This is a genomic window from Leptospira licerasiae serovar Varillal str. VAR 010 (genome assembly GCF_000244755.1).
In the GTDB taxonomy this organism is placed as follows: domain Bacteria; phylum Spirochaetota; class Leptospiria; order Leptospirales; family Leptospiraceae; genus Leptospira_B; species Leptospira_B licerasiae.
The window spans coordinates 290868-307157 of record NZ_AHOO02000005.1; the positions used below are offsets into that span (position 1 = coordinate 290868).

At 40.7% G+C, this 16290-nt stretch carries 14 protein-coding genes; 4 read left to right on the forward strand and 10 right to left on the reverse strand.

All coding sequences use genetic code 11. From position 1 onward, the window contains the following. Window positions 1-76: 76 nt before the first annotated feature. Genes murA through LEP1GSC185_RS01860 form a run of 4 tightly spaced genes read left to right on the forward strand, consistent with a single transcriptional unit; the run spans window position 77 to window position 3919 of the window. Entirely contained in the window at window positions 77-1375 is a 1299-nt protein-coding gene (murA, locus tag LEP1GSC185_RS01845; RefSeq protein ID WP_008596454.1) for a UDP-N-acetylglucosamine 1-carboxyvinyltransferase, read from the forward strand. After that, window positions 1372-2025, forward strand: a complete 654-nt coding sequence (locus tag LEP1GSC185_RS01850) for a 4Fe-4S dicluster domain-containing protein (RefSeq protein ID WP_008591191.1) — start codon at window positions 1372-1374, stop codon at window positions 2023-2025. The genes murA and LEP1GSC185_RS01850 overlap by 4 nt, the downstream gene beginning before the upstream one ends. Next, the gene (locus tag LEP1GSC185_RS01855) at window positions 2022-3203 is read left to right on the forward strand and encodes a SpoIID/LytB domain-containing protein (RefSeq protein ID WP_008590030.1); all 1182 of its coding nucleotides are present in this window, start codon (window positions 2022-2024) and stop codon (window positions 3201-3203) included. Before LEP1GSC185_RS01850 ends, LEP1GSC185_RS01855 begins: the two co-directional genes overlap by 4 nt. Then, window positions 3200-3919: a hypothetical protein gene (locus LEP1GSC185_RS01860; protein ID WP_008591549.1), complete on the forward strand. Its 720-nt coding sequence runs from the start codon at window positions 3200-3202 to the stop codon at window positions 3917-3919. Before LEP1GSC185_RS01855 ends, LEP1GSC185_RS01860 begins: the two co-directional genes overlap by 4 nt. 98 nt (window positions 3920-4017) lie before the next feature. On the opposite strand, the gene LEP1GSC185_RS01865 is transcribed toward LEP1GSC185_RS01860, so the two are convergent. Genes LEP1GSC185_RS01865 through LEP1GSC185_RS01910 form a run of 10 tightly spaced genes read right to left on the reverse strand, consistent with a single transcriptional unit; the run spans window position 4018 to window position 16286 of the window. Next, entirely contained in the window at window positions 4018-5817 is a 1800-nt protein-coding gene (locus tag LEP1GSC185_RS01865) for a hypothetical protein (protein WP_008589687.1), read from the reverse strand. Between the two features lies 1 nt (window position 5818). Beyond that, window positions 5819-6913 (reverse strand): penicillin-binding transpeptidase domain-containing protein, encoded by a 1095-nt coding sequence (locus LEP1GSC185_RS01870; protein ID WP_008590459.1) that lies wholly within the window; start codon window positions 6911-6913, stop codon window positions 5819-5821. Between the two features lie 5 nt (window positions 6914-6918). Continuing rightward, the gene (locus LEP1GSC185_RS01875) at window positions 6919-7635 is read right to left on the reverse strand and encodes a DUF2135 domain-containing protein (protein WP_008591793.1); all 717 of its coding nucleotides are present in this window, start codon (window positions 7633-7635) and stop codon (window positions 6919-6921) included. Further along, window positions 7636-8310, reverse strand: coding sequence for a YfaP family protein (locus LEP1GSC185_RS01880; protein WP_008590733.1), 675 nt, complete (start codon window positions 8308-8310; stop codon window positions 7636-7638). After that, a complete protein-coding gene (locus LEP1GSC185_RS01885; protein ID WP_008590895.1) occupies window positions 8288-12907 on the reverse strand; it encodes an alpha-2-macroglobulin family protein in 4620 nt (1539 codons plus the stop codon). Before LEP1GSC185_RS01885 ends, LEP1GSC185_RS01880 begins: the two co-directional genes overlap by 23 nt. A 10-nt stretch (window positions 12908-12917) precedes the next feature. Then, complete coding sequence (locus tag LEP1GSC185_RS01890) at window positions 12918-13856, reverse strand: DUF1175 family protein (RefSeq protein ID WP_008589528.1); 939 nt, start codon at window positions 13854-13856, stop codon at window positions 12918-12920. A gap of 22 nt (window positions 13857-13878) precedes the next feature. Beyond that, on the reverse strand, window positions 13879-14370 hold the full coding sequence (locus tag LEP1GSC185_RS01895) for a hypothetical protein (protein ID WP_008591226.1): 492 nt from the start codon (window positions 14368-14370) through the stop codon (window positions 13879-13881). Further along, window positions 14370-14699: an LIC13255 family lipoprotein gene (locus tag LEP1GSC185_RS01900; protein ID WP_008590047.1), complete on the reverse strand. Its 330-nt coding sequence runs from the start codon at window positions 14697-14699 to the stop codon at window positions 14370-14372. The genes LEP1GSC185_RS01895 and LEP1GSC185_RS01900 overlap by 1 nt, the downstream gene beginning before the upstream one ends. Further along, window positions 14689-15228 carry an LEA/WHy family protein gene (locus tag LEP1GSC185_RS01905; protein ID WP_029607931.1) on the reverse strand — a complete coding sequence of 180 codons (540 nt, stop codon included), beginning with the start codon at window positions 15226-15228 and terminating at the stop codon, window positions 14689-14691. Before LEP1GSC185_RS01905 ends, LEP1GSC185_RS01900 begins: the two co-directional genes overlap by 11 nt. A 26-nt stretch (window positions 15229-15254) precedes the next feature. Continuing rightward, window positions 15255-16286, reverse strand: a complete 1032-nt coding sequence (locus tag LEP1GSC185_RS01910; RefSeq protein ID WP_008590386.1) for a zinc-binding dehydrogenase — start codon at window positions 16284-16286, stop codon at window positions 15255-15257. Between the last annotated feature and the right edge of the window lie 4 nt (window positions 16287-16290).

Sequence of the window (16290 nt, forward strand, 5' to 3'; positions counted from 1 at the left end):
CAATCTATTTAGGTCTTAGTGAAGTGCTTGCCGTAGGAGAAGGAGACATGAGTATACCAATAACACTGGTCGAATCATGAGCTCTCCATATTTTAAAATTGTCGGTAAAAATCCTCTTCATGGAACTGTAATGCCCCAAGGGAATAAAAACGAGGCCTTACCTATTTTAGGCGCTGTTTGTTTAGTCCCTGGCGAAGTGATTATCGAAAATATTCCTCAGATATCGGACGTTCTAATGCTCATGGACGTTCTACGCCATTTAGGAATGGAGGTAGAAGATAAGGGAGAAGGTACGTTTTTATTTCGTAATAATGGAGACCTTAAATCGGATCTTCCTGCGGAACTATGTTCCAAGATCAGAGGCGCAGTCACTCTTGCAGGTCCAATACTTGCCAAAACCGGAAGGGTGTTTTTACCAAGGCCGGGTGGAGACAAGATCGGACGCAGAAGAATGGACACTCATCTTCTCGCACTCCAAGCACTCGGAGCCCAGATCGAAGTATTTCCAGACGGTTACGAGATCAAAGGTGATCGACTTAGAGGTACGGACCTTCTCATGGACGAAGCTTCCGTTACTGCTACAGAAAACGCAGTCATGGCCGCAGTACTTTCCGAAGGTGTAACTGTCTTACGTCATGCAGCAAGCGAGCCTCATGTGCAAAGGCTTTGTAAATTTTTAGTTTCTGCCGGAGCAAAAATTTCAGGAATAGGTTCTAACATTCTCACGATCGAAGGTGTAAGTTCCTTAAAAACTCCCGACAAACCTCATAGGATCGGATCCGATTATCTAGAGATCGGGAGCTTTATCAGTTTGGCCGCAGTTACAGGCGGAGAAATTTTTATCGGAGATGTGGAACTGGAAGATATCCGGATGATCCGCATGGTATATTCACGCTTAGGGATAGAAGTTCGTCCTCAAGATGGGGGCATCTTAGTTCCTTCCGACCAAAAAATGGAGATCATTCCGGACTATCATGGAGCCACTCCTAAAATAGACGATTCTCCTTGGCCTGGATTTCCAGCCGATATGACCTCTGTTGCGTTAGTCACCGCGACTCAATGTAAAGGAACGGTCCTCATTCACGAAAAAATGTTCGAGTCTAGATTGTTCTTCGTAGATAATATTATTTCGATGGGTGCGCAAATTATTCTCTGCGATCCACATAGAGCGATTGTGATCGGGCCAAATCGTCTTTATGGACAAAAAGTAGCAAGTCCTGATATCAGAGCAGGAATGGCGATGATCATCGCTGCGCTTTGTGCGGAAGGTACAAGTTCTATCCACAATATCGTTCAGATAGACAGAGGATTCCAGGACATAGATACTAGACTTAGATCTCTAGGCGCTCACATTGAGAGGATTGGTGAAGAATGAACCGAAAAGACTTCTTCCGGAAGGGCTTAGCAAAAGCTTTTTCCGTAATGGAAGAAGGCGTTAATGAAATTTCGGAAACCTGGAATTCTGTAGTAGAGGAAGATAAAAAAGCAGAACCGGAAAAAACTTCGCCCAAAAAAAGCCAGATCAAGGTCCCAAAACCTAAGACTGTTAAAAGTAAATTTAAAGGTTTTAGAAATTTACAATTTCCTCCCGGAGCGGATATAACAGGAAAACGATTCCTTTCTAAATGTACCGCTTGCAGCGATTGTATCTATGCCTGTCCTTATTCTGTTCTATTCCCCGTTCCTGACGATAAGACCGGTAAATATTTCCCTCATATGGATGTGAATCTGAATGCATGTATGTTATGCAAAGATTATCCATGTATCTCTGCTTGCGAGACTGGTGCTCTTTTACCTTATAAAAAAAATGAATCTCCTAAATTCGGAAAGGCGAAAGGTTTTTTCCAACATTGTATCAATTCCAGAACGGGAGAAAAAACCTGCGAGACCTGTGCGATCACTTGCCCTATTCCGAATGTGGTCCAATTCAAAGGAAACAAACCCAGCTTTTCTAAAGATTGTGTCGGCTGCGGTTTATGTGTTTCCTCTTGTCCTACATTTCCTAAGGCAATCCAAGTACAATGAGTCTACTTTCCAAACTTGTGTGTTTGGGTTTTCTATTTTTATCATCTATTTCTTTAACTGCGGATCCAATTCCGAATAAGATCAGAATCGGGATCCTATCCAAATATTCCCCGGAAACAGTTCGGATCATTGCAAAGGGTTCCAGAATTCAATATTCGGGAAAGAATAGTTTAGAAAAATATAAAACGATTTTAGTTCGAGTGGAACAAGACCAAATAAGGATTATAGACGGAGCTAAAAACTCAAAGTCAGAACATATCTTATTTTCCGGCGGAGAATACGAACTGGAAGTCCCGAAAGACCAGAACCCTAAAAGATATTCCGGAGATCTGGAAATTAGTTCATCCAAAGGAATATTAAAATTCATACTTGCTGTTCCGTTAGAAGAATATGTACTGATCGGAATGATCTCCGAATTTGGCGATCTATTCTATCCAAAAGAAGAAAGAAATCGCCCACCGAACTGGAAGCAGGAATACGCAAACGTTTCTTCTGCAATGATCCGTTCTTACGCGCTTGCAAACTTAGGAAGGCATTCCAAAGAAGGCCACGATCTATGTGATCTAACGCATTGTCTTCAGTTTTCGGGAAAATTAAAAAAGGAGAATATAAACTTCTCTCCTTCTAAAAAAATACTTCTGGAAGATAAAAGCGGAAAAGTTTTAGAGACATTCTTTCATTCTACATGCGGAGGAAATCTATCTTCTCCTTCCGTTCTTTGGAAAAATTTTAAAAATCCGCAATATTTTAGATCCGGCTCTGATACAAGTAATGGAGAAATTCAATGTAAAAATTCTCCCCATATCTCTTGGGAAACTTTTATCTCGAAAGAAGAAATGGAATCGGCTTTAGAAACAAAACAGATAATCGAATTGGAACCTAAGTATTCCGAATCCAGAGTAACTTCCCTAGAATATAAAGATTATTCCGGAAGAAGGAATGTCCAAGCTTCCGAATTTTTATCTAAAATCGGTAAAAAGTTAGGCTGGAATAAAACTAAAAGTAACGACTTTAAGATTGAAACAAGCGCTCGAGGATTTTATATAAAAGGAAAAGGATTCGGACACGGGATCGGTCTTTGCCAATATGGAGCCAGAGAAATGGCGTTTAGAGGAGCGAAATCGGAAGAGATACTAAACTTTTACTTTCCAGGCGCAGGATTGAGGCGGATCCCTTGAGATCTATTTTTACCATATTCGCAATATATTTGTTTTTCATAATATTCTTCTTCGAAACTACGGGAGCGCAAACGACAAAAAGAAAAGTAGAAGGATTTGAATTTTACTTTTTATCCGACTGGAACAAGCAGAGAAATCCGGAGCGACTACTCGAAACTTTTGCGGAAAAATTCGTAACAGAAATCCGATCCGAATCGGAAAGATTGGAAAGAAGGATCCCTCAAGACGCTCAAGTTTTTGTTTCTGAAAACTCCGAAGTTTTCAGAAAATATTCCGGTCAGCCTGGGAGCACAGCGGCATTCTACTCTCCTGAAAGTAATAAATTCTTTTTTCAGAATCCCGAAAGCTTGGCTAAAAGAGGAATTTTAGAAACGGTGATCAAACATGAGATCTGCCACTTCTTAGCACCGGAACCAAAATCGGAAACTTCCTTTTGGATGCAGGAATCTTATTGTGAGTCCTTGCATCCTACAAATCTAAAACCTACTTCTGCAGATCTTAAGTTTCCTTGGAGTTGGGAGAAATTCGACGAAGAATGTACAAAGGAAATCCGCACAAAGAGCGGACCTAAAAAGAAGATCCTATACCAAAAACTTTCTCTCTGGGGTTCCTGGCTTTTAAAAACGAAGGGAGAAGCGAGATTTCGGGTCTTTTTGGAAAATCCGAGCCCTGAGATCGCAACTATATATTCACAATTTGTAAAATCGAGATATTGATTTTTTCCGTGATATGCCATGTTGGAGTTCCTACATGCGATTTCATTCTAAAGAATCAAGTCTTGACCGCGCGAAGTTGGAACTCCTACAGCCAAGAGTTAAAAAACCTTTAATTTCCCCCAGTCTTCTCCTTCTTTCCCTGAACCAAAAGAAATCACCAATCTTTCAAAAACTTTCAGTTTATCTAATATAGGCTGCACATCTCTATCGATCGTTTTGGAAGTATATTCAGAAGAACCTTCCGCGCCATATAAATAAAAACTTTTGAGGTCATCTAAAATCCCTGGAACACGAATTACCAAATGATGCGGATAATAAGCCAATTCTTTTGCAGGACCGGAGGAGAATAGATCTGCTTGATTAGGTCGGTTCCCATTTCCAGAAGAAACAGTTTCTTCCGCACTTTTTCTATCGGAAGCTAAGTATTTCCAATTCCCTACTTTCAAAGAAGCTGGAGTGTAAAAACCTCCTTTTCTCAAAGGATAAGATTCCAAATTCGTGTTTTGATAAGAAACCTTAATTGGATTTCCAACTTTGAAGATTGCCTTTAAAAGTTTATCATCCGGAACGGAAGCAGGCAATGAGATCCCGAATCTTGGATATACCATTCCGGACTTATATTCCAATCCGTTAAAGCTCAAAGCGATCCCTTTTTCGGAACCGAAGTATTGTTCATGGATCCCCGCATTTTTACCGAAAGAGTTTAGACCTTCTCCGAATTCTTCCCATTCTCCGCTGATTGATTCTAGTGATTTCCAAACTTCAGACGGTCTTAATTCTTCGGAATAAAATACTAAATTGGTTTCTCGAGGTATTACTTTCGAAAGTCCGGGACCGGAGCTAACCACTTGATTTTTATCTCCGCCTATCTTATAAACTTTCCCATCTAGATTTTTTCCTGCTTCCCAACCCAAAAGTAAAGCAGCCCCCGAATTCCCGAAGGATGGTTTAAGAAATGGAGCGATAAAAGAATCGGTTCCGGCATAAAGAAGGACTTTATTTTCTTTTTTAGAAGCTTCTTTTCTAAGAACATCAAAACCACTTTGATTTCCTAAAGAATCGTTGTTTGCAGAAGAAGCCAAATCTAAAGATTTTTCTAATAGATCTTCGGAATCAGTGAGAATGATAAAATCACCCAACACGATCGCTAAAATTTTTCCGGAACCGAATTCATATTTAAAAGCTTCTAAGTTTCCGAATTTTTCTGAACCCGCCGCAAATTGGTCCGCGAAATCATCCGCAGAATGGGTGGTCTCCGAACCTGTAGGGGTATAATATCCTTCTTCCGTTTGAGGGGGAGTTTGGGGTTTTTCTTCTTTAGGAGTCTCTTTAATTATGATCTTTTCTCCCTTAAATGCGGTGATCAAACTCACTCCCAACTTGGAACTTGCACTTGCCTTACCCACGAGTAAAAAATTTGACTTTGGAAAAGTAGCAGCAGCCACAGGCCCATCAAACAGTGCGGCAAGCCTGGATGGCCTTGTCATCACTCCAGCTTTCGCTTCTAATAGATAAAGAACAGAACTGATCTTCCTGAGTTCAGGCAAAGTAAGAATTTTTTGAAAAGTACCATCATCCGAAAGCTCTCTTCCTAAATTCGTTTTTTCAAGATCTTCTACAAACTCTTCGGGGCGATATACTTCTACAAGCACGCTTGCTTTTTTAGGAATGAGAAGAGCAGGATCTTTGATAGATGAGTCAATGGAATATCCTTTAAAAGAAAGATAAAACCCAATTGCCAAGAACAGGACGCCTGCACCTGTAGGAATTCCTACTTTAGGATCTTTTAATATATTTTCTCTGAATCCGGCCTTTAGACTTTCCAAAGATTCCCTATCGAAAAGAGATTTGATCTTAGGGATTATTCTTGATTTGAAAATTTGGATGCAAGTTCTCATATTATTTACCTGATTTTATTGCAGAATCTTTACTTTTAGAATCGATCTTATCCAGAAGTATCGCAGCCAATGATTTGGCCTGATTTCCTCCGGAACCATTGTCCACGAAAACGGTCAGCACATACGATTTTCTATCTTTACGAAATGATAATACTGTCCATCCATGAGTCTCATATTTATGCATAAATTTAGTTCCGGTCCCGGTTTTGCCGCCTAAGATCTCTAAGTTCCCTTTTCCGAGAATATATACGTTTTTTAAAGTTCCGGTTTTTGGAACCTCAGAGAGCACTGATGTAATCCATCTCAAATCTTTTCCAGAATAAGGATTTTCTTCCGATCGAACAGGCTCCTTGCCTGCTCCCCAATAGGGAGAAAGTCTTGGGCCTTCTTTCCATATAGATGAATATAACTGAGAAACTTTTAAAGGGCTTAGAAGAAGTCCACCTTCTCCGATAGAAGCAGCTACTTTTTTAAGTGAACTGGTAGAGGTAAAATTTGTATCAGAAGGTTCTAAATAAGAATCTAACCTAGACCGAGTCGATTTTCCTAAACTCCAATCTTCATACAATTTTGAATAAAACAGATCCGGGTCGTAAGAAGCATTGGTCAAAAAATATACATTGCAAGACTGAACTAAAGCGGATCTGAGATCCATTTCTCCGTGACCTTTCGCTATAGAACATCTTAAGTATTCTTTTCCATTTTCGTCCCGAGGCAAATGTAAGGTATTCAGATCTGATTTTGTAGGACTAAAATTTTCCTCAGGATAAAATCTACCTTTGCATGTGACTTTCTTTTCAGGAGAAAAGCCGAGTTTGTCTTTATATTTTAGTAAAGTTAAAGCAGAGAAAGTTTTTACCAAAGAACCTGGAGGTAATTTTTTAGAAATTGCGACCTCAGGTCTGTATATGTATTCCACTTTTCCGGAATCCATTTCCATCAATACTACGGAAGAAATAGAATTTTTAGATTCGAATCCCTTTATAGCTTCATCCAGATATGAATAAGAAAATTTAGGAGCCGCTTTAAGATCCACTACACAAAGAAGGACCACAGCAAATAAAATTCCTTTTTTATAATATATTTTAGAATTCATCCTGATCAATCCGGCTCTATCTCGAAATTCCCCAGATGATACACTTGCTGCGCTCTGGTCATCGTGAATTGGTATTGTTTTCTTTTTTCTCTAGGAGTTCCTTCGTATAAAACCACATATACCTTAGCTCTTGTTACCTGCGCATTAAAAGGAGCATAGTATTGAGCTTGGACTGCATAATTTCCAGGCAATGCCTTGGACATCGTAAAAGTCTGAGGGGCAAAAGTTGCATCATCATACACAAGATTTCCTCCGGACTTTGTAGAAGTATGAGCCCAGTAACACTTCTCTCCTGTAGGATCAATCACCCAAAGATCCGTGTAACTTGCAGTATCCCAGGTTAGTACCACCTTGATATCTCTAGGAGGAACCTTTGCAAAAAAGCTAACCTTATCATAAGCCTTACCTGCACGAACCTCGATTAAATTATCTCCAGGGGAAGCAACAGTGCTAAAAGAAAATTTTCCTGCATATAATGGAACCATCTGAGGGATCCCATTAATAACTACAGTGACTTTTTCGGGATTAACTCCGGCAACAGTTCCGGAGATTTTCTGTATTCTCTCCGTAGTAAAACCGCCATGAGGGGAGTCTATCGAAACGGTTTCCGCACCCAAATACATTATGAAAAGTGAATATATTAAAGCAAGAGAGGTAAGGAAACGTGTTCCGAACCTTCTGCTCGACCTTCCAGCGAAACTATTTGGATCGGAAAAAACCATTTAAGATTCCGGGTCTATCTCAAAATTTGCGATATGATAAACTTGCTGAGAACGGGTCATCACAAATTGGAATTGTTTTCTTCTTTCATTCGGTTTTCCTTCGTTCAAGACCACATACACATTCACTCTGGTAATCGGTTTATCGTAAGAACCGTAGTATTGCACCTGAATGGAATAATTCCCTGGCAGAGCCTTGGACATTGTAAATGTTTCCGGGCCATATCCGTCTACCACGTCCACATCTAGATTTCCTCCGGACTTGGTGGAACGATTTGCATAAAAACATTTTTCTCCGGTAGGATCTAAAACCCAAAGGTCCACATCTGTCGCTGTGTCCCAAGTCAGAACCACTTTGATATCTCGAGGTGGAACAGCGGCGAAGAAAGAGACTCTATCACTCGCGTTTCCCGCTTTCACTTCTATTAGATTTGTTCCAGGGGCAACCACAGTGCTTAAGGAAAATTTTCCGCCTTGTAGACGGATCATCTGAGGAATTCCATTAATAACGATAGTCGCCTTTTCCAGGTTTCCACTGACGGAACCGGAAACAGTTTGGATCCTCTCCGTGGTAAAACCACCATGAGGAGAATCTATAGTCACTGTCTGTGCAAATACAGCAGATCCAAAAAGAAATAAAACAACCAGAAGTGAATTATTGACCAACGTTGATTTCATCGTCTGAACTCGCTCCTGTTACTTCTGAATAATACATTAAGGAAGCTCTAGCAGGGATTACCTTATACTTCCCTCCCACTTCCGCTCTGATAAAATATCGGACCTTGAATTCTTTTGTAGGACCTCCTACAAAAAAGACAGCTTTATCGTCATAGACCTGGCGACTTAAATATTCCATCTTTAGATCTCCTGCATAATACTCAGCATCCTTCTGTAAAAAAGAGAAACCTGGTAGCAGAGAATCTTCTATCTGATAATAAGAATCCACATCCCCTTCTTTCTGGACCGAAACTTCTACCATTACCAGGTCTCCCGGTTGGAAAGTTTTGGATTCTACAGGAGTGATATCATTCGAATCTACTTTTAACTTATAGTAAGTTCGTTTTACTTTGATACCATTGGAGTAAGCTTGTATCTTTTTGCTTCTATCCGTGTAGTACAAGGAAGCGGTTGCGTAAAGCACAGGCCCGTCCTTCTTCAAAACTTCTACCTTATTCGGACCGGAACGGATCAACTCGGATGGAATCGGGATCTTATACAATTCTCCCTGCTCGGACTTGGGAGGAAGAATTACCGTTTTTAAACTGGTTCCGTTCAGCACGATCTCTACATTTGCAGGAGTTTCAGATTCACGAATAGAAGATAAAAACTCCGATAAGGCCAAGACGGCCGCTGACGTATCTCTTGAATTATTCCAAGCTAGTTCGATACGATTAGATAAAAGAGAAGAAGCAAGATTTGAAAGAACTACCTTATCTTCTCCTAATCTAACTCCCGCACTTAATAGTGCGGAGATTGTTTCGATCCTATCTTCTTCCCAGCGAGGATTTTTACCGTAAGAAGTAAGTTTGAAGAATGGCTTTTTGCCAAATCCGCTGGTCTCTATACCTTTTTTAAACCAGGTAGAAGCTTCTGCCTTCTTACCTTTATTTGCTAATGTTAATGAAAGAAGTGCCTGTCCATATTGATTCAGCTTGGCAGAAGATTTTACCAAACCGTCCACTATGGAATCTTCCACATTTCCACCTTCGCTTAAGGAGAATATGATATACGCTTTTACATTCGGAGAAAGATCTCCTTTACCCAGAACATCATACAAATAGGCCCTGGCTCGGTTTAATACTGGAGCAGAAACTTTGGCGCCATTTTTCTGACTAACTGCCAATCCTCTATAAACATAAGCGGACATGAGAACGTCACTTTCCACTCCTCCTTCGAACCAGCCGAACCCACCATCGGTTCGCTGGAGTTCCGCCACTCTTTTCAACCCTACATCTATCATCTTAGGAAGTTCTTTCCTAAGTCTTTCATTGATGAAGCCAGCCTTCTGAGCGGATAAAAGAGGATAGAATCTGCTCATAGTTTGTTCCACGCAGCCATACGGATAATCCGCAAGATAATCCAAAGATTGTCTTAATGCAGGCAAGGAAGCAGGACTGAGTCGAACTTCCAAACGAGGATCTCCTAATTCTTTAGGCGCCTCTAAGCTTAGAACTCCTGAATGTTCTCCTTCTTCCATTCCTAAACTATCTGAAATAGTTTTAGGTAATCCCCAAGTCTTGAGAGGAATTTCGGATTTAAGTAAATCCTGATAACCTGCACCGGCAGCAAGAATGCTGATCTTAGCGGATTTTACTTTTGGATCTACAACAGTCTGCACATCGAAATGCAGGGATTGATTTTGACCAGGCTCCAAATTGATCGTAGTTTCCGAGTTACCTATAATTTTTGCGCCTTCCGCCTTTACAGTTACCTTGATAGGAAGTTTACTCGGAGATTGATTAGAGATCGTAGCGGATACTTTTTGAGTTTCTCCCTTGATAATGAACCTAGGAATTCCACCTAAGATCATCAGATCTTTTTTAGTAACAAAACTGGTTTGGCCTTTTCCTACTTTTGTATCAGGAGTGATAGCGATCGCAGTCACTCTCCAAGAAGTCAAATTATCAGGAAGATTAAAACTAACTGTTGCTGTTCCATCAGGCCCGGTTTTTACTTTTGCATTCCAATAACTTGTATCTTTAAAGCGGTCCCGAGCCTGGTCCTCGTTTTTCATTGCAGAATAAACAGAGTCACCCTTTTTACCCAAAGCGAGTTTTAATCTTTTGTTTTCCGAATATCCGAAAAACTTATACGCAGATGCCAAAGTGGTCTGCACGTTATTTCTTCTTGGATGATAGAAAAATGTGCCTATATTCGGGGTCTTCTCTTCTTTGATCTGATAAATAGCCTCATCCACAATCGCGAGAGAAACTTCTGCAGAAACTCCGCCGCCGCCTAAGCCAGTGGTTTTCAATTTGATCTCCGCCTTATCGCCAGGACGATACACCTTGCGTCCCGATTCCAAAGCCACTTTCAGGAACTTCTGCTCGGGCGGAGCCACCACTCTTACTTGACTTTTATAAACATCATTTCCGGAAAACTGAACAGCGGATAACGTAAAGTTTGGACTCATCTCCGCAGTGATCGGAACTGCATATTTCAAAGCGTTCCCTTTCATCTTTACAACTTCTTTTTTAAAGATACGGTTTCCCTCTAAGGTCAAGATCATATGTCCGTTAGAAACAGGACTCAAGACCAGAATTTCCGCAGTATCTCCTACGGAATAAATATCCTTACCGGGCTTGAGAGTAATATCTTTGAAAGGGATCTCAATCGAATCGGAAACGGAGGAAGCCCAGAAGAATGTTTCCGATTTTGTAAGATTCCCGCTCGGATCTTTCGTCTCCGCGACCAGAACAAATTGTCCTCTCTTGGGAATTGTAAAAGAAGCAGTACCTACACCCGAAGCTGAAGTCATTACAGACAAAGAAGAAATTTTGGAACGATTTGCTTCTCTTACAAATTGAATATCTCGATTGTAAAGAATAAGATCCACATTCCGATTTCCCACCATCTTCTGGCGCTCTACTTCGCTCAAAGTTTTATCGTAAGCGATCAAACTTACGGTTAACTTTGCTTCTTTTCCTGGCTCATAAACTGAGTTGTCCTTTGAGATCCTAACAAAGAATGCGCTTCGATTCACGGAAAAGGAAGCGGATCCATCCAAAGTCATATCCTCCGATTGAACGGAAGCAATGATCGTATAAACAGAATCCGCATCCGATTTATCCGGTTTAAAGCTGATAGAATATTGCCCTTTAGAGTCTAACTTTCCTTTTCCATCTAAAACCAATTCTTGTTTATCGTTTTGTCCGGATTGCTCTAAGTAATCGGAAGAAGCATCAAAATTGATCGTCCCAACAGGAGAATAATCGAATTTAGGTCTGCGAAATACTCTATAAGCAACTCCTTGTCCGGCGACCGGTTGGCCATAGTAATATCTGGCCTTTACAAGAGCGTTTACTTCTTCCTTCTGCAAATAATTTGATTTGGGGACAGATACGGAAACAAGGAAGGTAGGTTTTTTATAAGCCTCCACAGCAAATTCGGTCTGGAAGGTTTTATCACGAAAATTTAATATTAGAGAATAATTTCCGAGAGTCGTACTCTCGGATTCAGGAACCACGAATTCTCCCGAAAAAGTCCCGTTATCGCCTGAGATATTGATCGGAATACTCGGGATAGAAGTTTCTCCTTGCTCGCTTGCAACTGCGACCACACCTGCTCCGGAAATCGTCCTATAATCGTCTTGCGAGAAGTTTCGGACAATTCCCTTAAAATAAACGGTATCTCCTGGTCTATATACGGGACGATCCGTATACATATAAGCTCTAGGCCCACCTTCTCCATAAAAGGAACTAGAATAAAATTCAGGATCGGAAACCGAATATTCTCCATTCTTATGAGCAAGGACCAATCCCTTTACAGGACTTCTTCCTTTATAAAAGTAAGTTCCATCGGAACTTGTTTTTCCTGTTTGGAATGCTTGGCCATTCTCCAAATTAAAAAGAGTGAGATCCACATCTGAAACCGGCTCACCGCTGTCTTTGCGGCCCACATAAACGAAAGTTTCCGCATCAGATTGTTTTACTAAAAAGTTTAGACCCGATTTGATCAGAATGGTATAAGCCAACTGAGATCCTGAAACACCTTCCACCAAATAAACGCCATTGTCTCTGATCGGAACTGGGATCCTACGATAAGCCCAGAAAGAAGTGACCGTCGGAACGGAGAATGTAGCGACCAACTCCTGGTCTTTTAAAATAGCAGGGATTGCGAGAGTTTTTTCTTCATTAGGTTTTTCGTAATCAATTCCTAATGTTTTTTTCAGTTCGGATCTTGTCTTGGAATTGAATTCTTTTCTGGCAACTTTGCGGAAATCGTTCCTGAATTTATCGACGGTCCTTGTAAAAAGCGCGACTGGATTTCCGAATGCGCCATCATTATTCTCTTGGACCAATCTCTCTTTTACTTTTTTGGTCAAGAATGCTTGCGGATCTGCAATCTTATATACTCTGAATTCGTAATTTACGGTCCCGTTCCCTTCCAGATTTACATAAGCGTTCTCTCCCGAACCGAAACTTCTGTCCGTTCCCAAATAGAATGCCGCTGAACCGAACAAATTCGGTTTTACATAAAATAATCCTAATGCAGAGATCAAAATTGCGAGAAAAGAGAATATTATCTTTTTACGATCCGATACACGAGTTCTCATTCTGAAATTCCTATTCTAAAATCCGAAATCTATAAACCCCTAGAAAATTTCGGTTATTCTTTTCCGGGGAAAACAACACACTTCTTTCCAATTCTTTTGCTCGGATCAATTTGATACCTCGATCCGAACCCGTATGATATAAAAGCTGGGGATTCATACTTTCTCCCTCTAACAAGATCATAGAATGGAAATTTGTTCCGACCCCACGATCCGATCTAAAAAAGAGAATATCTCCCGCCTGTCCGGACTCCAACTCCTTGGAAACAAAGTAAGTATGGAACTTTTCCAAACTTTCCGCGTCTGCAAATTCTCCGAATTTGCCCTCTCCGGTCCGAAATAAATTTTTACCAATATAGGGTATATCCGGGTAATTAAATTCCCGGACATCAGGTAAATTTTTATCCAGCAAGATCCCGGTTCGAGTTTGCCAGTCCTGAGTATGAGCCTTTAGAGACTCCTTATATGCGAAACGGATCAATCCGCTGCAATCCCTTTCCTTCAGGTTCCAGGAGGAATTCTCCTTTAAATATTGTGACAAGGAAATCCTTACAAACCAGTCCCGAAATGCTTTGCGATCCGATTCCGTTCTAAGCTCCGCAGAATCGGGAAATCCATCTTGGTCAAAATCACCTTCTCGACTGAACAGGGAAACCTGAACAGTTTTGCCCCTTTCGGTTCGGATCGTAATATTTGCGGGAATCTTTCCGGCTTGGACACGTAAGATATCTTCTCTTTCGTTTTTTTCGCGAGAGAGAAGTTTAAGTGAGTTAGGATCTAGTTCCCAAATAAAATGATCTTTTGCACCTAAGATCGGATTTGAAATTTTTAAAACGGCAACCGATTTACCGTCAGCAGGCATCCTTAATTCGGTCGGATCCAAAACGGATTCAAAATAAGAACTACATTGAAACAAAAGGAATATTAGAAGATAAAAAATCCGAAATTTCAAAGTGAAAACCGGGTGTAAAAACTCAATAGCCCAATGCTTTTCTGATCTTTTCCGGAATATCCTCGAACTTAGGATACTTATGCTTTTTGCCATCCGGAAAAATAACGTAATAAGTTCCGTTCAGAACTTCCATATAATAATTTCCCTTTTTCTTTTGCCCTACGGAAGACTTATCCATTTCCTTGACCATTGCTTGGTATCTCGGGGGAAGAGCTTGCCAAGAACCGTAAACTTGGATCTCTCCGGCATGATTCACAGTATACATTCCATTCTCATGCATGATCTTGATCCCGTTATAATCGAAAACTTCTAGAACATTTACTTTAGGCTCTTTCTTCTTTGGTTTTTCGTTCGGATCAAAACTCATAGGTTCTTCCGAAGGAATATTATAATGAACTACTGATTTGGAATCGTGTCTTCTGTTTCGAGTAAGAAGTATATAGAGATAGGAAAGGCCTGACAAAGCAAGCGCAGCAAAAATCAGATAATCAAAATGTCTGGCTATCCATCCCATTACTTCAATCTATACTCGATCGCTTTGCATGCAAACGGAACAGGATCTCCTGCCTGGATCCAAAAACTACATTTTTCGAAAGCGACTGAGGCAACACAGTTGTCCACGTCCTTTTTCCTTTGTCTTCCCGGAACCAAAGAGGTGATCTGTCTGCTGGATCCGCATTCTGCGTCTTTCGCGGCATAAGCAACCATGATCTTAGTACCTGCTTCTCCGAATGTATAAAAATCATCGTCCGCGCTGGAACAATTCAACAAGCCGAATAGTAAGATCGTAATAAGAATCAGACTTTTACGTGCGGTTGCAAAATTCAGGTTCTTAAATTTCATGCTCCGGCTTCTTAGGTAATAATCGTATTTTTTCATCCAAAGGAAGATCTACTTCTCCTAAAACGGTGTTGTATCTTACTGTCCCTTTCATTCTCAAATTCGGATCTTTTCCAGCGACTAGGTTTGTGACTACTAAAATTCCAAGTAATAGTTTATCCTGGTTCTCCCTCTTTTCAAAGCTTGTTTCTATCCTGAGTGGAACGATAGTTTTGGAAAAAGCGGGGACTTCTGTTTCTTCTTCCGAAATTACCCTGGCTAATTCGGCTTCTTTGCCGTCAGCGCCTACGGTAATAACGCCAAGATCGAACTTATAAATTTTAACGGAAGAATCGTTCGGGTTCTCGATCTCCAACTTAGAAGTCATTACTATCTTGGGGGAAGGTGGAAAAGGCAGAAGTTCCACCTTCTCCGTTTTAGTTTCCAAGATCCTGAATTTACAAGCCTGTAGTTTTTTGACGTTCTCCCTAAGATCCAAGCAGGAATGGAAAACCAAACTAGCTCCTAAAAGGAAGACCAATGGCCGGAACATTTTCCACTTATTGGATGGAATCCCCATCAAAGCTCCCAACCGTTGGAAATTAGAACCTTTCCTCTCGTCATATTATTTGTATATTCTTGGATCGCTTTATCCGCTTCCTTGAGCGGAAACTTAGCCGCGATCTCTGTTTGAAATTCTTTCTTTCCCAAAAGGGAACGTATCTCTGAAGTAATCTTCCAAATTTTAAGAGGATTTTGTTTAGGCATCCAAGAGGAAAGCCAGTAACCTTCTATCTTCTTGTCCTGAAAAATGCCAAGCCCTGCATGAAAGGAAATAGGTTCTTCAGAAAGCGCACCGTAGACCACACATTTACTGCCGTAAGGCATTGCGGCCAATGCTCTTCCAGGAAGCTCTCCTGCAACTGCATCCAACAAAATGGTAGCATTCAGTTTATTAGAAAGAACTCTAAGTTCTCTATCAAAATTCGGAGAGCTGGAATCCAATACATGTTCAGCGCCCATAGATTTAAGAAGATCTACTTGTTCTTTTCTTCTCACCACTTGAATTCCTTGAATTCCTTTTTTATTGGCGAGCCTTAATAACATTCTTCCCAAAGCAGAAGCTGCAGCGGTTTGAATATAAGCCTTATGTTTTTCTCGGATCACTTGGTCCAGGAGCGCCCAAGCAGTGATCGGGTTAACGAATAAACAAGCGCCTTGTTCCAGGCTTACATCTTTTCCTAAAGTAAAACAAGAGTATGCATCTGTGATCATGTATTCCGCATAAGGTCCGTCACCTTTATTTGGAGCGACACATGCAACCGATTTACCTACTAGAGAATTCGCTCTCCAACCACCGCCGCTTGCTATCACCACACCGCTTCCTTCGAAACCGGGAACCACAGGAAGTTTTTTCTTAATTCCGTACAAACCTCTCATGAACATGAGATCGGATGGATTTATAGAACCGGAATGAACTTTCAGCAAAACTTCTCCCTTCTTTAAAGGTTTAAGTTCTTTTTCTACGATCTTAGCTCTTCCAGGTTCGTTACTATATTCTTTCAATTCGTATGCAAGATACGATTTCGGTATTTCGAATTTTTTTGTCATTTGA

Bases quoted from the DNA above. Each gene is read 5' to 3' on its own strand.
- murA (WP_008596454.1), top strand. From the start codon at position 77: ATGAGCTCTCCATATTTTAAAATTGTCGGTAAAAATCCTCTTCATGGA.
- LEP1GSC185_RS01850 (WP_008591191.1), top strand. From the start codon at position 1,372: ATGAACCGAAAAGACTTCTTCCGGAAGGGCTTAGCAAAAGCTTTTTCC.
- LEP1GSC185_RS01855 (WP_008590030.1), top strand. From the start codon at position 2,022: ATGAGTCTACTTTCCAAACTTGTGTGTTTGGGTTTTCTATTTTTATCA.
- LEP1GSC185_RS01865 (WP_008589687.1), bottom strand. From the start codon at position 5,817: ATGAGAACTTGCATCCAAATTTTCAAATCAAGAATAATCCCTAAGATC.
- LEP1GSC185_RS01870 (WP_008590459.1), bottom strand. From the start codon at position 6,913: ATGAATTCTAAAATATATTATAAAAAAGGAATTTTATTTGCTGTGGTC.
- LEP1GSC185_RS01875 (WP_008591793.1), bottom strand. From the start codon at position 7,635: ATGGTTTTTTCCGATCCAAATAGTTTCGCTGGAAGGTCGAGCAGAAGG.
- LEP1GSC185_RS01880 (WP_008590733.1), bottom strand. From the start codon at position 8,310: ATGAAATCAACGTTGGTCAATAATTCACTTCTGGTTGTTTTATTTCTT.
- LEP1GSC185_RS01885 (WP_008590895.1), bottom strand. From the start codon at position 12,907: ATGAGAACTCGTGTATCGGATCGTAAAAAGATAATATTCTCTTTTCTC.
- LEP1GSC185_RS01895 (WP_008591226.1), bottom strand. From the start codon at position 14,370: ATGGGATGGATAGCCAGACATTTTGATTATCTGATTTTTGCTGCGCTT.
- LEP1GSC185_RS01900 (WP_008590047.1), bottom strand. From the start codon at position 14,699: ATGAAATTTAAGAACCTGAATTTTGCAACCGCACGTAAAAGTCTGATT.
- LEP1GSC185_RS01905 (WP_029607931.1), bottom strand. From the start codon at position 15,228: ATGTTCCGGCCATTGGTCTTCCTTTTAGGAGCTAGTTTGGTTTTCCAT.
- LEP1GSC185_RS01910 (WP_008590386.1), bottom strand. From the start codon at position 16,286: ATGACAAAAAAATTCGAAATACCGAAATCGTATCTTGCATACGAATTG.